At 51.3% G+C, this 19352-nt stretch carries 16 protein-coding genes; 11 read left to right on the forward strand and 5 right to left on the reverse strand.

Features of this window, described 5'->3' with window-relative positions; translation table 11 throughout:
- The first annotated feature begins 92 nt into the window (after positions 1-92).
- From QQK89_RS20610 to QQK89_RS20640, 7 genes are all read left to right on the forward strand, one after another.
- Positions 93-1679: a CotH kinase family protein gene (locus tag QQK89_RS20610; RefSeq protein WP_284240552.1), complete on the forward strand. Its 1587-nt coding sequence runs from the start codon at positions 93-95 to the stop codon at positions 1677-1679.
- Between the two features lie 119 nt (positions 1680-1798).
- Positions 1799-2482 (forward strand): response regulator transcription factor, encoded by a 684-nt coding sequence (locus QQK89_RS20615; RefSeq protein ID WP_284240553.1) that lies wholly within the window; start codon positions 1799-1801, stop codon positions 2480-2482.
- On the forward strand, positions 2475-3830 hold the full coding sequence (locus tag QQK89_RS20620; protein ID WP_284240554.1) for a sensor histidine kinase: 1356 nt from the start codon (positions 2475-2477) through the stop codon (positions 3828-3830). The genes QQK89_RS20615 and QQK89_RS20620 overlap by 8 nt, the downstream gene beginning before the upstream one ends.
- A 79-nt stretch (positions 3831-3909) precedes the next feature.
- On the forward strand, positions 3910-6957 hold the full coding sequence (locus QQK89_RS20625) for an efflux RND transporter permease subunit (protein ID WP_284240555.1): 3048 nt from the start codon (positions 3910-3912) through the stop codon (positions 6955-6957).
- 181 nt (positions 6958-7138) lie between these two features.
- Positions 7139-8335, forward strand: a complete 1197-nt coding sequence (locus QQK89_RS20630) for a ParM/StbA family protein (RefSeq protein WP_284240556.1) — start codon at positions 7139-7141, stop codon at positions 8333-8335.
- Positions 8336-8361: 26 nt separating this feature from the next.
- Positions 8362-8724, forward strand: a complete 363-nt coding sequence (locus QQK89_RS20635) for a hypothetical protein (RefSeq protein WP_284240557.1) — start codon at positions 8362-8364, stop codon at positions 8722-8724.
- A gap of 183 nt (positions 8725-8907) precedes the next feature.
- Positions 8908-9711, forward strand: a complete 804-nt coding sequence (locus tag QQK89_RS20640) for an endonuclease/exonuclease/phosphatase family protein (RefSeq protein ID WP_284240558.1) — start codon at positions 8908-8910, stop codon at positions 9709-9711.
- A gap of 67 nt (positions 9712-9778) precedes the next feature.
- Here the strand turns inward: QQK89_RS20640 and QQK89_RS20645 are convergent, their stop codons facing one another.
- A complete protein-coding gene (locus tag QQK89_RS20645) occupies positions 9779-10864 on the reverse strand; it encodes an NAD(P)-dependent alcohol dehydrogenase (protein ID WP_284240559.1) in 1086 nt (361 codons plus the stop codon).
- 164 nt (positions 10865-11028) lie between these two features.
- Between QQK89_RS20645 and QQK89_RS20650 the strand changes: the two genes are divergently transcribed.
- Entirely contained in the window at positions 11029-11718 is a 690-nt protein-coding gene (locus QQK89_RS20650) for a LuxR C-terminal-related transcriptional regulator (RefSeq protein ID WP_284240560.1), read from the forward strand.
- Positions 11719-11787: 69 nt separating this feature from the next.
- On the opposite strand, the gene QQK89_RS20655 is transcribed toward QQK89_RS20650, so the two are convergent.
- Positions 11788-13794: a catalase gene (locus QQK89_RS20655; RefSeq protein ID WP_284240561.1), complete on the reverse strand. Its 2007-nt coding sequence runs from the start codon at positions 13792-13794 to the stop codon at positions 11788-11790.
- Between the two features lie 124 nt (positions 13795-13918).
- On the reverse strand, positions 13919-14590 hold the full coding sequence (locus QQK89_RS20660) for a TetR/AcrR family transcriptional regulator (protein WP_284240562.1): 672 nt from the start codon (positions 14588-14590) through the stop codon (positions 13919-13921).
- A gap of 113 nt (positions 14591-14703) precedes the next feature.
- Here QQK89_RS20660 and QQK89_RS20665 point away from each other — a divergent pair, with 113 nt between their 5' ends.
- The 3 genes from QQK89_RS20665 to QQK89_RS20675 all read left to right on the forward strand — a co-directional run bounded on the left by QQK89_RS20665 (position 14704) and on the right by QQK89_RS20675 (position 17476).
- Complete coding sequence (locus QQK89_RS20665; protein ID WP_284240563.1) at positions 14704-16134, forward strand: MDR family MFS transporter; 1431 nt, start codon at positions 14704-14706, stop codon at positions 16132-16134.
- A gap of 133 nt (positions 16135-16267) precedes the next feature.
- Entirely contained in the window at positions 16268-16735 is a 468-nt protein-coding gene (locus QQK89_RS20670; RefSeq protein WP_284240564.1) for a phage tail protein, read from the forward strand.
- 24 nt (positions 16736-16759) lie between these two features.
- The gene (locus tag QQK89_RS20675) at positions 16760-17476 is read left to right on the forward strand and encodes a 3-ketoacyl-ACP reductase (RefSeq protein WP_284240832.1); all 717 of its coding nucleotides are present in this window, start codon (positions 16760-16762) and stop codon (positions 17474-17476) included.
- A 72-nt stretch (positions 17477-17548) separates the two neighbouring features.
- On the opposite strand, the gene QQK89_RS20680 is transcribed toward QQK89_RS20675, so the two are convergent.
- Positions 17549-18331: an SDR family NAD(P)-dependent oxidoreductase gene (locus QQK89_RS20680; protein WP_284240565.1), complete on the reverse strand. Its 783-nt coding sequence runs from the start codon at positions 18329-18331 to the stop codon at positions 17549-17551.
- A 45-nt stretch (positions 18332-18376) separates the two neighbouring features.
- Positions 18377-19261: an aminoglycoside phosphotransferase family protein gene (locus tag QQK89_RS20685; protein WP_434481732.1), complete on the reverse strand. Its 885-nt coding sequence runs from the start codon at positions 19259-19261 to the stop codon at positions 18377-18379.
- Positions 19262-19352 lie beyond the last annotated feature (91 nt).

Consider the following 19352-nt stretch of genomic DNA (forward strand, 5'->3'; position numbering starts at 1 on the left):
AGCCTCTTTTTTTGTGCTTAAGCTTCGTTAAAGGTTTCCGAACTATTATGAATCCATTCAACTTCTAAACGAAAAGGCTAGGTGATGAGCATATGTTAAGAAAAACCAAATTCATTATATTATTGTCGTCAGTTATTGCGGTTACTACCGCGTTAACCGGTTGTGAATCAACGCAATCGTCGGATAATCAGTCTTCTACTCAAACAAAGAGCGGTGAAGCGCAGACGGCATCGCTTAAATATGCGGATGATATCGACAAAAATAAAGTGATGACTTTCAGTATTTCGGTAGATGAAGCTAAATGGCAAGAAATGCTCGATAATGCGGATCAAGAAGAATACATTTCAGCGGACATTACGATCAATGGCACAACGATTACCAATGTGGGTATCCGCCCGAAAGGAAATTCGAGTCTCTCTGCCATTGTGCGGGACGATACGACAGACAGGTATAGCTTCAAGATCAAGTTTGACGAGTATGTAGATGGACAAACCTGGGAAGGTTTGGACAAGATCGTGCTTAATAACAATTTCTCCGACGCAACAAGCATGAAGGAATACTTGTCTTATGACATTATGTCTTACATCGGCGTAGATGCACCGCTATTTGCTTATGCCGACATTTCGCTGAACGGCGAGAAGTGGGGCTTCTATCTGGCGGTCGAAGATCTCGACAATAGTTATATGGAACGCACGCAAAACGATGAAGGCGAACTGTATAAGCCCGAATCGGAAATGGGCGGAGGGAAAATGCCTGGCGATGCGAAGGAGGGACAAGGCTTTGCGCCTCCCGATGCAGACGGCAGTACGATGCCGGACCGTCAGATGGGTAACGGTATGGGCGCCGGTATGGGAGGTGGCGGTATGGGCAACAGAGCCGACAATGGAACCTCCCTGCAATATAAAGATGATCAGATTAGCAGTTATTCGGCTATCTTTGACAATGCGAAGACCAAAACAGACGAGACTGATCAGCAGCGGGTAATTGATGCCTTGAAGAACTTAAGCGAAGGCAAAGACCTTGAATCCAGCGTAGATGTAGATGCGGTGCTTAAATATTTTGCGGCGCATACGGTTGTTGTTAATCTCGACAGCTATGTTTCCGGTATGGCGCACAACTATTATCTCTATGAGAACGAAGGGCAGATCAATATCCTTCCTTGGGATTATAATCTTGCGTTTGGCGGTTTCCAGTCGGGCAGCGCGTCGGATGTCGTGAACTTCCCGATCGACACCCCCGTATCCGGTGTGAGCATGGAAGATCGTCCGCTGCTTGGCAAGCTGCTTGAGAATCCCGAGTATCTTGAACAATATCACGAGTACATGCAAGAGATTATGGATGGCTACTTTGCCGACGGGAAGTTCGAGCAGACCGTTGACCAATTAAGCTCTATGATTTCCAGCTACGTAAGTGATGATCCTACGGCATTCTACAGCCTTGATGAGTTTAATGCCGGAGTGACGGAATTGAAAGAACTGGGAGCCCTTCGCGCCGAGAGTATTCAAGGCCAGCTCGACGGGACTATCCCATCAACGACAGAAGGCCAGAAAGAAGATTCAAGCACTCTCGTTGACGCATCGTCCGTAAACCTGGAGGCACTTGGTTCTCAAGGCGGCGGCGGTAAGGGAGGTCCTGGCGGAGCGATGGGCCAAGGGCAACGTCCGGACGATAAGAGTTAAGCCATAAACTAGCCTTGCAAGCATCCTAGTCGCCTAGTCGTACAAACTCCGTACAAATTAGGCCGATATAATGAAAGATAAGCGGAGTACGCATAATAGGGACAAAGGATGCGACATGAATGACAACGGTGATGGTAGTAGACGACGAAAAACATATACGCGAATTGATTCGCTTGTACTTGGAAGACGAGGGCATGGACGTCGTGGAGATGGGGAACGGCGCGGAAGCTTGGCAATATTATTCGAATCATGTCGTAGACTTGGTGGTACTCGATGTCATGATGCCGAAGATGGACGGCTGGGAATTGTGCCGCCGGTTGCGGGAAGCGGGAGATAAACCGGTTCTGATGATTACGGCCAAAGGTGAACCCCTCGATCGCATTAAAGGCTTCGAGCTTGGCACGGATGACTATATGGTGAAGCCGTTTGAGCCGCTTGAGCTTGTTTTGCGGGTGAAGGCACTGCTTAAGCGGTACCGGATTTCCATTTCCAAGACGGTTAGACTTGGCGGCGTTACGCTCGATAAGACGAGTTACGCCGTGCGCTACAGAAATACCGGCGAGCAGGAATCCATCCCGCCCAAGGAATTCGAGCTGCTCTATGTACTGGGCAGCCAGCCCGGCAAGTTGTTTACCCGGGATATGCTGATCGAGCAAATCTGGGGTTATGAATATGAAGGTGACGAGCGGAACGTCGATACCCATGTGAAGCGGCTGCGTGAACGGTTCCAGGCGTACGAGCAGGATTTTCGAATCGTAACGCTCCGGGGACTTGGTTACCGGCTGGAGGTGTGCCGTGACTAAATCGTTGTATGTGCGCGTTGTCATTACGTTTGTGGGAGCGGTCATCGTCAGCATGCTGCTCGGATTAATGCTAAACGGACGTTTCACCGATCAGATTCGTTATTCTGTTCAAGATAGCATGATCCTCACCGGAAAAAAGATTATTCAAGCTTATATCAATGCCTACCCCAACAACACGGATGCCGTGTTGCTGGGGCTTTCGGCATTCCCGAACTATTCGATCCGCCTGTTAGATGGAGAAGGAACGGTACTGTTTGAATCGGTAGCGAAGAAGGACAAACCTCCGGAATTTCATGAGAAAGCAATTGAGTATGTTCTTCAAGGCGGTATATTTCAGCGCCAGCAGAACAAGTCCAAAAATCCCACGATTGGACTTCCTTTTACGATTAATGATAAGCATTTTGCGCTGTTCGTCGAAACCAACTACGACGACATCGACCAAATATTTGCTCATGCGATACGCAATGAGATGCTTGTCATACTAGGAATCGGCAGCCTTTTTATCGCGATCGCCGCCCGGTATGTCGTCCGTCCGCTGCAGCGGTTAACCCGCGCGACGCGGTTGATGGCGAAAGGCGACTTCAACGTCCGGTTGAAATCGAAGCACAAAGACGAGATTGGCCAGCTCACGGCAAGTTTTAATCAGATGGCTCAGGAGCTTGGCGCCATTGAGCAAACGCGGAGACAATTCGTCTCCGATGTCTCGCACGAGATTCAATCGCCGCTCACTTCGATCAAAGGGTTCACCCATGCGCTTATGCAGAAGCAAATGGATGAGGGGAACCGCATGCGGCTGCTAGGCATCATTGCCGAGGAGAGCGACCGATTGTCGCGTCTAAGCGAGGATTTGCTGCAGCTGTCTTCGCTCGATTACGAGCATCTGAAGCTGAACGTGAGCAACTATCGGCTGGATGAGCAGGTTCGGGGAGTCATCATAGCCCTTGAGCCGCAATGGTCGGGCAAGTCGCTTGTTGTTTCGCTGGAGGCGGAGCCGCTCCTGTTATCCGCTGACAGGGACAGATTGAATCAGTTATGGATGAACTTGCTCGGCAACGCCGTAAAATTCACGGATAACGGCGATAACATCGCTATTGCCATTCGGGATTTAGGCGACCACGTACTGACCACGATCAAGGATAGCGGCCAGGGCATTCCGGAGGATGAGCTCGGGAATATTTTTAAACCATTCTACAAGGTGGATAAGGCTAGAGACCGTGCGATTCACGGTAATGGCATTGGACTGTCGATCGTAAAGCGTATCGTTGATCTTCATGAAGGTGAGATTCAGATTTCAAGCCGGATGGGGGAAGGAACTACTGTCACGGTAAGTCTGCCCAAACATCGCTAGCCGCTAATTTTCTCTCCGACACAGTCCGTACAAATTCGGACCCTATAATGCTCCTTAGATAGGGAGAGGAGAGAAGCAAGTGAGTGGATTAACGAAAATTAGTTTGAAAAACGGCGTTGCTGTCGTCATTTTATGCGTGCTTGTACTGGGGTATGGCTTGTACGCTTCGACCCAAATCAAGCAGCAGACGTTCCCGGATCTTGAGTTTCCGGCCGTATTCGTGCAAGTTGTTGACCCGGGATCATCGACGGAAGAGATCGAGACCGAAATTACGTCTCCGCTGGAAGACAGCCTAAAGAGCATTAAAGGCTACGACTCGCTCACGAGTACATCCATGGAGGATGCCGCAAACGTTATTATTCAATTCCCGTTTGGTTCGGACATGGAGAAGCGTAGCGCCGAAGTTGAAGCGGCCGTGAACAAGCTGCAATTGCCGGAGAAGGCGGAGGTTAACGTTCAACGCATGTCCATTAACGCGAGCGCCAGCTTCGAGGCCGCTGTGTTCGCCAAAGGCAAGGAAGCGGCTGCCTTGCAGCAGAAGCTGCAGGACGAGATCGTGCCCAAGATCAAGCAACTGGCAGGCGTCAGCTCTGTTGAACTGACGGGGACAAGCTCCGAAACGCTTGGCATTGTAGTTGATAAGAACAAAGCGCAAGAACGCGGTATTACGCTAAGCGCGATCCAATCCGCGTTGGAAGATAATAATTACGCGCTTCCGCTTGGATCGGTCATGAAGGATAACACGATGATTCCGATTCGCTTGAACGGTCAAGTCACGGCGCGGGAGCAGTTGGAGCATTTGCGAATAAATCCTGCCCAGATGGGCGACGGGGGCAATGGAACGCCGGTTCTGCTGTCCGAAATCGCGACGATTGCGGAGGAGACGAAGCAGGATCAAATCGCTCGCTTTAACGACGATCCAAGCCTCATTCTGAGCGTAGTTAACGCGCAAGACGCCAACACGGCCGATGTATCGGACCTAGTCAAAGAGACATTGGCCAGCTATGAGTCGCAAGGCATTGAATTCCACATCATTCAAGATCAAGGCGAAGAAATCAAGGAGTCGGTGTCCGGACTCGTCCGCGAAGGACTATATGGCACGTTGTTCTGCGTGCTTATCATTTTCTTATTCTTACGCAATGTCCGGGCAACGATCATTTCGATCGTGTCGCTACCGATTTCGATTTTTGCCACGATTGCCATCATGAATCAAATGGGCTATACGCTTAACATCATGACGCTGGGCGGCATCGCCGTTTCCATCGGACGGATCGTGGACGACAGTATCGTCGTGATCGAGAATATTTACAGGTGGAAGCAAGAGAAAGGCGAGGAGCTGTCAGGAAAAGAACTAGCGTATAAGGCGACGAAAGAGGTCATCAGCGCGGTTGGTTCTTCCACGGTAGCGATGGTGGTCGTGTTTGCGCCGCTTGCATTCGTCAGTGGCATTCTGGGAGAGTTTTTCCGTCCGTTCTCGCTTGCGGTCGTCATCTCGATCCTAACCTCCCTGCTCGTTGCCATGATGCTAATTCCCGTGCTTGGCAGCAAGTTCTTCAAGCAAGTGAAGCCGCACAAAGAGGAAAGCCGGCTTGCGAATGCGTTCGAGAAAGTCGTTCGGGGGGCTCTTAAGCGCAAAATAACGGTCATCGCGTTATCGATTGCCCTTCTGATCGGATCGTTATGTTTGATCCCGGCACTAGGCGTCGGTTTCCTACCCGCCGGTTCCGTTCCGAAGGCATCCGTCTCGCTTTCGCTGCCGCCTACTAGCAGTTTGGAATCGACGGACAAGCTGGCCGGCAAGGTCGAGGCATATTTGAAAAGCCAGACCGGCATCGTGCGTTATGACGTGACGATTGGCTTAGGGGATAATGAGTTTGCCGCGACGAACGATGCCACGAGGGCGACCATCAATACGGAGTTTGCCAAAGGAACGGATATGTTGCCTTTGATCGACCGGATGAGCACCGAGCTTCAAAAAATCGCTTCGGCCGATGTACCGGGCACGCTCGTGGAGGTAAAGGCGGCTGAAGGGGACGGCCCGCCGTCCGGCGATACGATTGATGTAAGCCTATATGCGCAGGATCCCGTAAAGCTGGCGCAAGCCGCCAAGCAGATCGAGGATTTGATGAAGGCAAAGACGGATATAAAGAGCGTCTCCAACAATATGAACGAGACAACGCCCAAGTGGGTGCTGACGCTTAATCAGAAGGGCATCGACGCGGGTGTCAGTCCGATGGCCATTATGCAGCTTGCCGGTGAGCAGCTGCGCCCGATTGACGCTGGCACGTACACGATCGACAACAAGACGCAAGCCGTGATGCTTTCGTACGGGCAGCAGATCACCTCGGAGGCCGAGCTTGCAAACGTACAAATTCCGACCGATAGGGGAATGATGCCGCTTGGAACGTTTGCCGACATTGAGGAGCAGAACGCATGGATCCAAGTGAACCATGATAACGGCAAGATGTACGCAAAGGTTAGCGGGAAAACGAAAAATCCGGATGACGTGTCTGCAGTGACCAAGCAGGTACAGAAGGATATGGATAGCTTGACGCTGCCGGAAGGAGTTGTTGTCAAAACCGGCGGTGGCATGGATATGATCACCGATGGCTTCATCAGCCTTGGCATCGCGATGGCCGTTGCCGTAGGGCTCGTATTCCTTGTCATGAGCATGACATTCAGCGGGTTGATTACGCCGCTTATCATCATGTGCTCGCTCATCTTTATTCCGGTCGGATCGCTTGGCGGCTTGCTGATTACGGGGCAAGCGCTGACGATGAGCAGCATGATCGGCATGCTGATGCTTGTAGGCATCGTCGTAACGAACGCTATCGTATTGCTCGATCGAGTAGAGAAGAATCGCAAGTCCGGCATGGAACTGCGCGAAGCTATCGTTGAGGCGTCCAAGACGCGTCTGCGCCCGATTCTGATGACGGCGTTCGCCACGATGCTGGCGCTCCTTCCGCTTGCGTTATCGGGTTCGACAACCAACCTGATCTCCGGGGGGCTGGCGATTACGGTGATCGGCGGGTTGTTTACCTCCACGCTGCTTACGCTGGTCGTTATGCCGGTTATCTATGAACTGGCTTGGCGCAAGCGCAAAGTAAAGCCGGAAGAGACGTTCTAATGAATTGAAAGGATAGACAAGAAGAGTGCCGATCGATGGTCGGTACTCTTCTTCGTTTGTTCGACAATTTTCTATGAGAGAAACCTAATCTATCTTAGGACTATGGCATGATGCTCGCTAACACTTGGTATGTCAAAGTAATACCATGGCACACAAAACCTATTGTTAGGAGGATGCAGGAATGAACTATCACTTCTTTGTAGGTAATGACAATGGCAATAGCGAGCATGATTTGATGATTGACGGTAGATTGGTTCAGCAGCCCAACGTGAATTGTAGAGTGGACGAGCTTCCATGGCGGGAGGAACAAGCGCCGGAGGGCTTCATTAAGAACTTGCAGGACCAGCTGGTTGTGACGATCGACTCCCCGTCCGCGCAGCCGGGTATGTATTATATAGGGAAGTTTGCGCTCGAGAGCGGCGAGATCATTGATAATATTCAGATCGGGATCGACTCCAAGAGCGAGATGGATTTGCCGGTCGTGAACACATTGGCGCAAATTGCCGCGGTAGCGGTACAAAAAGCCTATGAAGAGGAAAAACAGATTCCGGCACAACTCGACATCGAAGTGGATATGGCGACAGCATTGCCGGTTACGCAGCATACGGATGAGACTTCCGCGAAGTTCGAGAAGCGGTTCACTTCCGGAAGGCATCATGTGACGGTCCACCTTGGCATTCTGCGGGTATCGGTCAACATCGTGTTTCCTTTCGTGAAGGTTGTTCCGGAAGCGACGCCCGTTATTTTTACATTGCAAAAAGATGCTGCGGGCAATTGGCGGGAAGGCGAGATTTTCAACGAATTTGCCGCCTCTTACGGGATGGAGAAAAAATTCAACGGCAGCTTCTTCAAAGATAAACGGATTCTTCATGTCGATATTGGTGACGGATCGACGGAATATCCGATCACGGAAGGCAACCGGTTCTTGCGGCAATTCGTGCATGGCAGCCATCATGGAGCGGGTTACGCGATTGAGGAGGCGCTGCAGGAGTTCAACCGCCTGATCCATCTGCCCGACAGTCCGAGACAATTCTTCAGCGACGTGCTGAAGAACCCGAAACACAAGTACCATGCGAGGGCGCTTAAGACGCTTCGGCGGCCGCTGGAAAGCCAGGTGAAGCAGATCGTCCAACATGTGAAGAAGCAGCTGACCAAAGCGCGCAACGAGATTGATTTGGTGTGCGTGTACGGCGGCGGCAGCATTCTCATGCAGACGATTCTATACCCTTATCTAAGAGAGTTATGCGACGTGCGCGAAATCAAGCTGTTCTATATTCCGGCCGAATTCGCCGTGGAGCTGAACGCGACGGGACTGGATGCTTTTGTACGCGGCAAAATCTTTGAGGCGCTCAAAAACAAAGCGGAGCAGCCCGCGTAATTTAACGGAGCAAGCAGGTGATGGCGATGGCAATGAAGAAGACCAAGATGGCGGGCGACAATATTAGCCTGAAGACGAAGAAAAACGAAGATCCGCTTGTCATGGCATGGCTGAATGCGCAAACGAACCTGATGGACTCCCTTCGTTATCTTATGGAGAACGAAATCATGCAGAATGGCGTCCGAAATTTGCAAATGTTTATTCCGATGGAGCGGGCTGGCGCTCTAAGACAAGAACCGCTGATCCATCAGCAAGTTGCGGCCGCGATAGAGGCGGATGACGGGCATCCGGTTGAAGTTGCAAGCGCTGTCGTCCATGTGGTCCATGAGCAAGAAGAGGAACTTCCGCAAGAGGAAATTGACGATGAGGATATCGAAGCGTGGAGCTAGTTGGACAAGGCGTTGCCTGGTATGACTAAGTATGACCGAGTAATACCGAATGAGACTCAGGCGCTACCGGGTATTACCTAGAATCACCAAGCATCACTAAGTATTACTGAGTATTACTATGTATTACCGGGTAATGCGAAGCGTTACAGGGGCATGTAAACCATAGAGACGAGGGATACGGGCATGTTGGAAGTGAAGGTCATGACATTTAATCTTCGTTATCCGGAAATCAATGACGGACCTAATTATTGGCCGGAGCGAATCGAGCGGGCGACCGCCGTCATCAACAAACATCAACCTATGCTAATCGGCACGCAAGAAGGTTATCACTCGATGCTCAAAGATTTGGAGCCCCGCCTGAATGAATATGATTGGGTTGGACAAGGCCGGTTCGGCGAACATGAGAATGAGCATAATGCGATCTTTTTTAACCGCGACGAACTGGCCATGGAAGAAAGCGGACAGTTCTGGCTATCGGAAACGCCGGATGTGGAAGCTTCGGTTAGCTGGGAGAGCTCGTTTCCGAGAATCTGTACGTGGACGCGGTTCCGTCACCGCGAATCCGGTCAATCTTTCTATCTCTACAATACCCATTTGGACCATCATAGCCAGGAAGCGAAAGACCGCGGAATTCAGGTTGTCGAGGAACGTATAGCAAGGCAACGCGCCGTGGATGGACTTCCGGCGTTGCTCACCGGGGACTTCAACTCTTATCCGGATGAAAGGCCGATCCAATTCTTGCGCGGCGAGATCGGGATTAACGGGAAGGAAAGCGGTTTGAATTTGACGGATGCTTACTTGCCGATCAATGGTGCCCCGGGTTCAACGTTCCATGAATTTAAAGGCGGGGATACCGGAGAACCAATCGATTATATCTTTGCCACGGATGAATTCGAAGTGCTGTCGGTGGAGGTCGACCGCTGCCGGATAGACGGAGGATATCCTTCGGACCATTATCCGGTCGTGGCGACAACGAGACTGGGATAAACACTGAAGAGACGTTCAAGCATGAAGAAACCCGGATGGCATAACGCCATCCGGGTTTTTGCGTGAATTAGTTCATTTTCAAGATCGGTTTAATGACTTCGCCGGATTTGGATGCGGCAAACGCATCGTTAATTTGATCGAACTCGAAGTATTTCACCAGCTTATCGAACGGGAATTGTCCGTTCTTATAATAAGAGATTAGCTTAGGAATAAAAGTATGGGGAACGGAATCGCCCTCCGTAACGCCCATGATTTTTCGTCCGAAGCCCGTAATCTCCATGAACGGAACCTCAATATTTGCCATCGCGGCCAAACTTACCATTTCGCCCATCTGAGCCAGCGAGCGAATGGCCTGGAGTACGACAGGGCCAACGCCGGTCGTCTCTACGACATAATTCACGCCAACGCCCGTAATCTTCATCAATTCTTCTTGGGCATTTGCTTCTTTGCCGTTAATGACATGCGTTGCGCCTAACTCCCGCGCCAGCTTCAAACGCTGTTCGTGCACATCCACTACGATAATTTTCTCGCAGCCCGCGATTTTGGCGGCCATAACCGCGCTTAAACCAACGCCTCCCGCGCCAAACACGGCAATGCTTGATCCAAACGCCGGCTTCAGCACGTTAAGCACAGAGCCTGCGCCCGTTTGAATGCCGCAGCCTAACGGTCCGAGCAGAGCAAGCTCAACCTCCTGGTCGACCTTCACCAAGTTGCGCTCATGGACGATCGCAAATGTGCCAAATGAAGATTGCCCGAAGAAGTTCGAGATTTCGGCACCATGATGGTGAAGGGGGGAAGTTCCATCCTCCATCTTGCCGCCCATATTAAGGGGCATGAACTGATAGCAGTAAGCGGGATGGCCTTCCTTGCAGTTTTTACACTCTCCGCAGGAAGCGAAGGACATCACGACATGGTCGCCTTTTGCAAAATGATGAACGTTGTCTCCGACTGCCTCTACAATACCAGAACCTTCATGGCCTAGAACGGCGGGGAATGGCGTCATACCCGTATCGCGGACTGTAGCATCTGTATGACATACACCCGAAGCAACAATCTTGATAAGGACCTCGCTCGCTTTGGGTGCAGCTAATTCAATCTCTTCAAGCTCAAACGGCGAACCGATTTCTTTCGTTAATGCAGCTGTGATTTTCACTTATTTTGCAACCCCTTTCAACTGATTTATCTCAATTATAAGGAGTTTGTCCGTATCCAGACAGTTAGAGAAAAGTATAAATAAGCCCTAATCAAAAGGATAAAATTGATTGTTACCCTATACTTTAGTATAGTTTTTTCCAGGAATATGAGAGGGGATTGTACATGGCTGGAGGCTTGGATAAGGAGCTTGCTTATATTCAATCAATGGACTCTGTTAACGAGAAATTATCGGAATTGTTGAAGGCGTTCCGCCATCATTTTCCGTGCCAGCTTGTCCATCTGTTTCGGTATTCGATCTTCGATCAGCGAATTGACGGTATATTCACCTGCGAGCAAGGCGCGATCAAAGCGATCTCGCATTGGCATGATGATGTTCGTACCATTCCCGTTCTATACGATGCTCTTCAACGGAAGCAAGTTGTCTGCCTAGACGGAGAATCCTTTCAGATTCGTTTATCTTCGAAATATACGCTTAATGAACCTGTGGAAAATATGATCGTTCTGCCGATCGTCGTAAACAACCTTATTATTGCCTTTATGTGCGCGATTAACATCCATTTCGAATTCAACGATGAGATGGACCGGTATCTCCAGGGCTTTGGCGAGCAGATGAAGCAGCTGCTCCACTTGAAGCATTCCCCGCCGGGACCGCCGGCCTTTACGTTGAGCGAGAAGGAATTGCGCGTGATGCAATATATTGCAAACGGGTTTACAACCAAGGAGATTGCTCCTCTCTTGAACATTGCGGAAGCAACGGTTAAATATTTCATTAACAACGTAATGACCAAGACGTCCAGCCGCAATAGGACGGAAGCGGTAGCTAATCTGTACCGCTCGAACCTCTTGTTGTAACTTGGAGTAAAACAAACAATAGCGTTGTCGGGATTACTCCCGGCAACGCTATTGTTATAAGCGCAGCGTTTATAAATTCCGTTCCCAGAATCGCCCTTGCGCGACGCCGTTAATAAACGCTTGAATGTTGGAATTGTTCAAATCGTACACGCCGGCTTCGTCCGCTTTTATTCTTACCGCGTCTAGAGCTTGCGGATTGCCGAGCGCCAGCGCAACCGGTTTGTAATGCTTGAAGGTGGTTTCGATAAACGCCAAGGCGGTTGGAGGAATAACCGGTTCGCTGCTTGCCAATAGTACGGCGTCGAATAGAGTAGGGTCGGTCGTCTCATAAGTAGCCGTTACCTTCAGCGGGTTCGGCAGGTCATGAAGTTTAGGGCCAACAATCGTATAATTGACTTTCTGCTCCGTTAGAGCCGTCGTCCATTCGGCGAATAGTTCCACATCGGGATCGCCTACGCGTACGATGGCGACCTTTTTCGTGTCCGGCAAGAGGACGGTATTGGCCATGCTAAGCGCAGGCGATTTCTTGTCCGATTTCACTTCTAGGTTCTCCGCCGGCAGAGGAGCTCCGATATGGTCGGCTACCTCTTGCGCCAAGCTTCGATCGATCTGGTTCAACAAGGCGACGGCGTTTGTTTTGACCATACTCGATTTGCATTTACCAAGCTCGAAGCGAAGCGCCATTCTTACATGCTCTTGTTCGTAAGGAGCCAGACTGTTGTAAAACAGCTTTGCTTGCGAATAGAAGTCAAGGAAGCTATCGCTGCGTCCTCTGATCTTGCGGCCGTCAACCCGCTCTTGATAATGCGCATAACCGCCTTGCTCAGCCGGAACCGGCGCAGGTTGGTTGGCGTTTAAGCCGTTCTTGTGATAGCTTGTCTGCCCCTCATGAATCGTCATTTGATGCATGCCGTCCCGTTGATTGTTATGGAACGGGCACACGGGCCGATTGATCGGAATCTGATGGAAGTTAGGTCCGCCAAGGCGCGACAGCTGCGTATCGGTATACGAGAATAACCGCCCTTGCAGGAGGGGATCGTTCGAGAAATCGATACCGGGCACGACATGGCCGGGATGGAAGGCGATTTGCTCCGTTTCGGCAAAGAAATTGCTGACGTTTTGGTTCAAGGTCATTTTCCCCACCCGTCTCACGGGAACTTCCTCTTCCGGCCATAACTTGGTTGGATCGAGGATGTCGAAGTCGAATCGGTGCTCCTCTTCTTCGGGAATAAGCTGGAGACCTAGCTCCCACTCCGGGTACTGCCCTTTGTCTATGGCCTCATACAGATCCTCTCTATGAAAGTCCGGGTTCTTGCCCGCTATTTGCTGCGCTTCATCCCAGACCATGGAGTGTACGCCCAAGACCGGCTTCCAATGGAATTTCACGAAATGGGCTCGTCCAGCCGCATTCACCAGACGGAAGCTATGTACGCCAAAGCCTTCCATCATGCGCAAGCTGCGCGGAATGGCCCGGTCGCTCATCGCCCACATGACCATATGGGCGGTCTCCGGATTTTGTCCGACAAAATCCCAGAACGTATCATGCGCGGTCGCGCCTTGCGGAATATCCGTATTTGGTTCCGGCTTGACGGCATGGACGAAATCCGGGAACTTGATCGCATCCTGAATAAAAAATACGGGGATGTTGTTGCCCACGAGGTCATAGTTGCCCTCATCCGTATAGAACTTCGTCGCAAAACCTCGCACGTCGCGAACGGTATCATTCGAACCTCTTGATCCTTGTACCGTGGAGAACCGCACGAATACGGGCGTAATCTTCGACGGGTCCGTCAGGAAATCTGCCCTGGTGAATTCCTCTAAAGACTCGTACAGTTGGAAAAAACCATGAGCCCCTACGCCCCGCGCATGTACGATTCTCTCGGGAATGCGCTCATGGTCGAAGTGAGTCATTTTCTCGCGGAAGTGGAAATCCTCCATAAGAGTAGGGCCCCGTAGTCCCGCTTTCAAAGAAAACTCGTCCTCCGCCATTTTCAGTCCCTGGTTTGTCGTTAAGCCGTGATTAGACTCGTTCTTTATCGTATATTCCTTTAATTGTTCGGTCTTCTTATTGTCCATACGAACCCTCCTAGCCAATTGTATTCGCGCAAGGCTTATGTTCATAAGGTACCCTATTAGCTAGGATTGAATCGCATTTATGGGGACTTTATTGCAAAACAAAGGCTGAACCGCGGCAAACGGTTCAGCCTTGTTCTTTTCTTATAAGCGGCAAATAAATCGTATCCACGATTTCGAGAATGGCTTCGTCGGTCAGAGGCGTGTGTGTCGTAAGCAGCTCGTACCGTACCAAGTCGATCGGAAGGCTAATGATTCGTTCGGACAACTCCTCGAGGACGACTTCGCCTCTCTGCTCGGCATGGCGCAAAATGTCCGTCATGGCGATCGCAAGCGGATCTTTGTCTCGCGATGATAAGTCCATCTTGGCATGCATCTCGTCGCCGTGCATATCAACCATCAAACCGTGAATGGTCTCCGCTCCGATCATCTGCATCGGCTTAATAATGCGGTCGAGCAACGCTAGCACGTCTTCCCGCAGGCTACCCGTATCGGGAGCATCTAGGGAAGGCTTTGGCATAAATTTGATCATCGTGGCGATAACCAGCTTCGCCTTGTTTGGCCATCTCCGGTATACGGCCGTTTTATTGGTCTTTGCCCGGATGGCCACGGCTTCCATCGTCATCTTGGAATAGCCGGTCTCCTGCAGTTCGTCCCAGGCGGCGGACAAAATAGCGCTCTCCAGAACATCCCCGCGTCTCCGCGCTCCGCCGGGCTGTTGTTCTTCTTTATCCTGATTGCGATCTTTCGGCGATTCCGTCATCTCTTGTTCCTTCTCCCGCATCGTGTTCGTGTGCACGTCCAATTAGACTCTTGTAAATAGTATATTGCATTTTCGCTAGAATTATAATATTGTATTGCAATAAGGTACGGTACGTACCGTACCTTAAATGAGCGAAGAGGTGAACAGTTATGGCAAGAAGCCAAGCGGAGGCAGTCAAACCTGCCAAAGAAAAGATGGATCCCGGTATTTTAAAAATCGCGCTTATTCTTGTTCTTGGGGCAATCGTGCCCTTATTGGATTCAACGATGATCAATGTGGCGATCAATACGCTTGCGGTCGATCTGCACAGCTCGGTGTCGACGACGCAGTGGGTCATTACGGGTTATGTGTTAACCATGGGGCTTGCCGTTCCGGTCTCTGGTTGGGCGATACAAAGGTTCGGCGGGAAAAATTTATACTTGTTCTCGCTCGTGGTTTTCCTCGTGTCCTCGCTTTTATGTTCCTTGGCGTGGAATACCGGCAGCTTGATTGGCTTCCGGTTATTGCAAGGGGTTGGGGCGGGGCTGCTTGTCCCGACGATTCAGAACATCCTAGTTCAATCTTCTGGAGGACGGGGCCTGGGCAGGCTGATCGCGCTAATCAGCATCCCGACATTGATTGGTCCGATTCTTGGTCCGGTCATCGGCGGATTAATTATGGATAACATGAGCTGGCGCTGGATCTTTTACGTGAACATTCCGGTTATGGCCGTTGCGATTTGGCTGTCCTGGCGGCATATTCCAAGGAGCGAAGCAGCGGCTAGCAAGCCGAAGTTTGATATTACCGGGTTCCTGCTGCTGTCTCCGGCTTTTGCAGCGCTTATCTACGGGATCTCGGAGCTGAGCTCTGAAGGGGGATTGTTCGCGGCAGGGACATTGGTTCCTCTGGTGGCGGGCATCCTATTAGCGGGAGCTTATATCGTGTACGCTTGGCGTGCGAAGCAAACTCCGATGCTCGATTTGCATCTGTTCCGTTCCCGGCATTTCCTGGCGTCGAACGTTATTTTGTTCTTCACGGGCATGGTCATGAACGGGGCGCTCCTTCTGCTGCCGCTGTATTACGAGCAGGTTCGAGGCGAAAGCGTGCTGACGACCGGGCTGCTCTTGATTCCGCAAGGGATCGGGATGCTGCTGACGAGAAGTTGGATCGGGAAAATGGCAGACCGGATTGGATCGCGGAGCATTGTGCTGGTCAGCCTTGCGGTAACGATGGCGGCATCAATTCCTTTCGCTTTTGCCGGAACGGACACAAGCCATATTCTGCTGAGCGCCGCGCAGTTAGTGCGGGGGGCGGCCATGAACGGCATTTTTATTCCGCTTATGGTCTCGGCGTATGAAGGGCTACGCAAGGAGCAAATTCCGCATGCGAGCGTATCCACGCGAATTTTTCAAACGATTGGAGGGGCATTTGGCTCGGCCGTCTTGGCAACGGTGATCGGACATCAACTGGCAGGCGGAAAAGGAGAAAACCTCGCTTCGCTGGCGGATGCTTATCAGGTTGCTTTCTGGTGGTCGGTCGGGTTTGCGGCGATTTCTTTTATTCCGGCGATCTTGCTGTCTAACCGCAAGAAACAGGCGTAATGCCGGTTGCTCCCGTTATTTATTTCATTCTCTATTATATTTTCCATTCGAATCCTTTTAGAAGTATACTAATTGGTAGATAATAGATTTAAGTGAAGCCTTACGAATTAAGATGCTTTTAAGGAGGATGCAAATGTCTTATATCGTTGATTTTAAGAACGTGTCCACGGCGGGGTTGGAATCTTCTCCTGTCGTTGATGCGCTTGCCGGATTGCGGGCGAATGAAGCACGGTATTTCATGACCAAGTACAAGCATGAGTTCGAGGTGGTTCCCGCAAGCGAAAGCCAGGAGACGCTTGATTACGTGAACCGGGTTTTACAAGAGGAGCGCGGCATCGCGTTTGCCGCCAAGCCGCTTGAAACCTCGCGTTTTCAAGTAGAAAACATTCGTTTCGCGTTCGTTTTTTACGAGGATGGCCTTGCTCTCAACGTCATGTATACGGTGGATGATCCTAAGAAGCGGGCGGTTGGCTTCAAGCTTTCCGAAGGAATGGAGATTCCGAAGGAATTGGAAGAGAAGAAATTCAAGTTCGCCAGACAGAAGTCGAAGCTTGCCGGAACGATTCGCGGTTCGTATTTTGTCATTAAAGGGGAATATTAAAGCATTAGGATAAGGAGCGAAATGATGCAGAATATACAAAACAAAGTAGCGTTAATTACGGGAGCGGGGCGCGGAATCGGACGGGCTGTTGCGATCGCGTTTGCACAGGAAGGCATCCATGTTGGTCTCGTGGGGCGCACATTAGCCAATCTGCAGCAAGTGGCGGAAGAGCTGAAGGCCTATGACGTGAAAGTAGCCATTGCGGCGGGAGACGTGTCCAATCTGGAATCTATTACAACGGCGGTTGAACACATTCGCGGCGAGCTGGGCGCAATCGACATTCTGGTCAATAACGCGGGGATCGGCAAGTTTGGCGGTTTCATGGAGCTGACGCCTGAAGAGTGGACCAACATTATCGACGTTAACGTGAAGGGCGTGTATTACACGACTCGGGCGGTACTGCCGGAGATGATGGAACGGAACACCGGAGATATTATTAACGTTGCATCCACTGCGGGTCAGAGAGGGGCGCCGCTCACAAGCGCGTATACCGCTTCCAAGGCAGCTGTCATTGGTCTTAGCGAGTCCTTAATGCTCGAGGTTCGCAAGAAAAACATTCGAGTAGTGACTTTAACGCCAAGTACAATCGCTACCGATCTTGCCATCGAGATGAATTTGACCGACGGCAATCCGGACAAGGTCATGCAGCCGGAAGATTTCGCGGAATTCATCGTTGCCCAGCTCAAGCTTCATCCTCGCGTCGTGCTTAAGCACGCCGGACTATGGTCAACGAATCCTTAGGTTTCATGCATAGACAAAGACCACCTATCGCCTTGTATCATGGCGTTAGGTGGTCTTTTTACTAGCCCTGTGCTACAGAACAGCCGATTTGCCGCCGTCAATATTAACGGCTGTACCCGTGACATACGAAGCGGCTTCCGATACAAGAAAGCCGATGACGTTGGCGGCTTCTTCCGCGCGGCCAATTCTGCCAAGCGGGATGTCGTGACGCGGATCGGCGGCGAATTCGTCCCAAGACAAGTCGGGGGCGGATGCCTGCCACGCCCGTTCGATCTGATCGCTTCTGATTAAGCCGATGCAGACGGCATTGACGCGAATCCCGTCTGCGGCTAGATCCTTGCTCATGGCTTTCGTTAGGGCAAGTCCCGCCGCACGGCTGACGGAGCTTGGCATCGACGAGCCGGAAGGGGTCTTTCCTCCAACGGCTGTGACGTTAACGATCGCGCCGTTGCCCTTCTGGCGCAAATAAGGAAGAGCGGCTTTGGCGAAATGAACGGCGCCAAGCAGCTTCAGGTCCAGATCCGCCGACCATGCCGGGGAATCCAGCGCTTCAAAAGGTTTCCCCGCGCTTGTCCCCGCGTTGTTAACGAGAATGTCTATGCCGCCGAAACGCTCGGCTGTTGCCGCCACCGCGCGGTACACGTCCGCTTCAACCGATACATCTGCCGCGATGACCAAAGGCTCGGTGCCTGTCTTTTCCTTAATCCGTGCCGCAGCGTCCCTAAGCGGCCCTTCATGCCGGGCGACGAGGGCGACTTGGGCGCCTTCCGAAGCAAGCAGCATCGCTGTCGCAAATCCAATCCCTTTGCTGCCGCCCGTGATAATCGCTATTTTGCCGTGCAATCCTAGATTCATTCTCTCTAACAACTCCTCCACCTGCGAAATGACTAGACTAGTCCATTATAACTCCGCAGCGGTTGTATAGTCGCGAACAATGACCTCGATCACGTGTTTTCCCCAGTTCGAAGCTTCCGAACCTTGCTCGTTCCAGGCATAAGTGATGAGCGCTTTCCACAAAGCCCAGCCGCGCGCGCGATCTATGGCAGACTGATCCGCCTTCATGCTTTCAAGGAACACGGAGCGGCTCTCGTCATCAAAAAAGTTCCAAGCCATGACCAAATCGCTAGAGGGGTCGCCAACGCCCATCGTGCCGAAATCGATTACGCCCGACAAGCGGCCATTGTGCGCAAGTAGATTGCCAACGGCAACGTCGCCGTGAAGCCACAGAGGAGCGGCTTCGTATCTTGTGGCAAGAGCGAGCTCCCAGATTTCCGTTAGCAGTATCCGATCATAGGAGCCGTCCAGCTTCTCGATCACGGATCTTGTATCCTGATCGTACACGGCCAGATTTCCTCCGCGATGGAAGTTCTGGACGCCTGCAGGTACGCCATTTGTTGCATCGATCGCCTGCAGCTCCTTCAGAAATCCAGCCAGATCCTCGGCAAATTCGTTCAGATTGCGGATGTTGGCGTACGTGACGGTATCGCCTTCAATCCAGCGGTTCACGGACCAAGGAAGGGGGAAGTCCTCCGTAGGTTTGCCTTGAGCAACGGGGGCGGGGATAGGTAAAGACAATAACGGCTTGAATACAGGAAGCCAGGTCGTCTCCTTCTCCACGGCCGAGGCATAACGTTTATGGCTCGGAAGCCGTACCGTCATGTCGTTGCCGAGATGGTACGTCCGGTTATCGTGGCCGCTTTTTTCTACAGGCTTGATCTCAAGATTCTGCCACTCCGGAAATTGGCTGCTAATAAGTCCGCGTACCAGTTCAGTCGTAATCTCCATCACATCTTCGCCTCTTTCATGGATTGATCGATGTATCCTTGTTGTTGCAGTACCTCGATCATATCAACCTGACGCGGCTAGAGCAAAGGCT

The organism is Paenibacillus glycanilyticus, assembly GCF_030161375.1.
Classification (GTDB): domain Bacteria; phylum Bacillota; class Bacilli; order Paenibacillales; family Paenibacillaceae; genus Pristimantibacillus; species Pristimantibacillus glycanilyticus_B.

Excerpts from the sequence above, each read along its gene's own strand:
- QQK89_RS20675 (WP_284240832.1), top strand. The coding sequence starts at position 16,760 with ATGCAGAATATACAAAACAAAGTAGCGTTAATTACGGGAGCGGGGCGC.
- QQK89_RS20655 (WP_284240561.1), bottom strand. The coding sequence starts at position 13,794 with ATGGACAATAAGAAGACCGAACAATTAAAGGAATATACGATAAAGAAC.
- QQK89_RS20630 (WP_284240556.1), top strand. The coding sequence starts at position 7,139 with ATGAACTATCACTTCTTTGTAGGTAATGACAATGGCAATAGCGAGCAT.
- QQK89_RS20635 (WP_284240557.1), top strand. The coding sequence starts at position 8,362 with ATGGCAATGAAGAAGACCAAGATGGCGGGCGACAATATTAGCCTGAAG.
- QQK89_RS20610 (WP_284240552.1), top strand. The coding sequence starts at position 93 with ATGTTAAGAAAAACCAAATTCATTATATTATTGTCGTCAGTTATTGCG.
- QQK89_RS20650 (WP_284240560.1), top strand. The coding sequence starts at position 11,029 with ATGGCTGGAGGCTTGGATAAGGAGCTTGCTTATATTCAATCAATGGAC.
- QQK89_RS20685 (WP_434481732.1), bottom strand. The coding sequence starts at position 19,261 with ATGGAGATTACGACTGAACTGGTACGCGGACTTATTAGCAGCCAATTT.
- QQK89_RS20640 (WP_284240558.1), top strand. The coding sequence starts at position 8,908 with ATGTTGGAAGTGAAGGTCATGACATTTAATCTTCGTTATCCGGAAATC.
- QQK89_RS20665 (WP_284240563.1), top strand. The coding sequence starts at position 14,704 with ATGGCAAGAAGCCAAGCGGAGGCAGTCAAACCTGCCAAAGAAAAGATG.
- QQK89_RS20670 (WP_284240564.1), top strand. The coding sequence starts at position 16,268 with ATGTCTTATATCGTTGATTTTAAGAACGTGTCCACGGCGGGGTTGGAA.
- QQK89_RS20680 (WP_284240565.1), bottom strand. The coding sequence starts at position 18,331 with ATGAATCTAGGATTGCACGGCAAAATAGCGATTATCACGGGCGGCAGC.
- QQK89_RS20615 (WP_284240553.1), top strand. The coding sequence starts at position 1,799 with ATGACAACGGTGATGGTAGTAGACGACGAAAAACATATACGCGAATTG.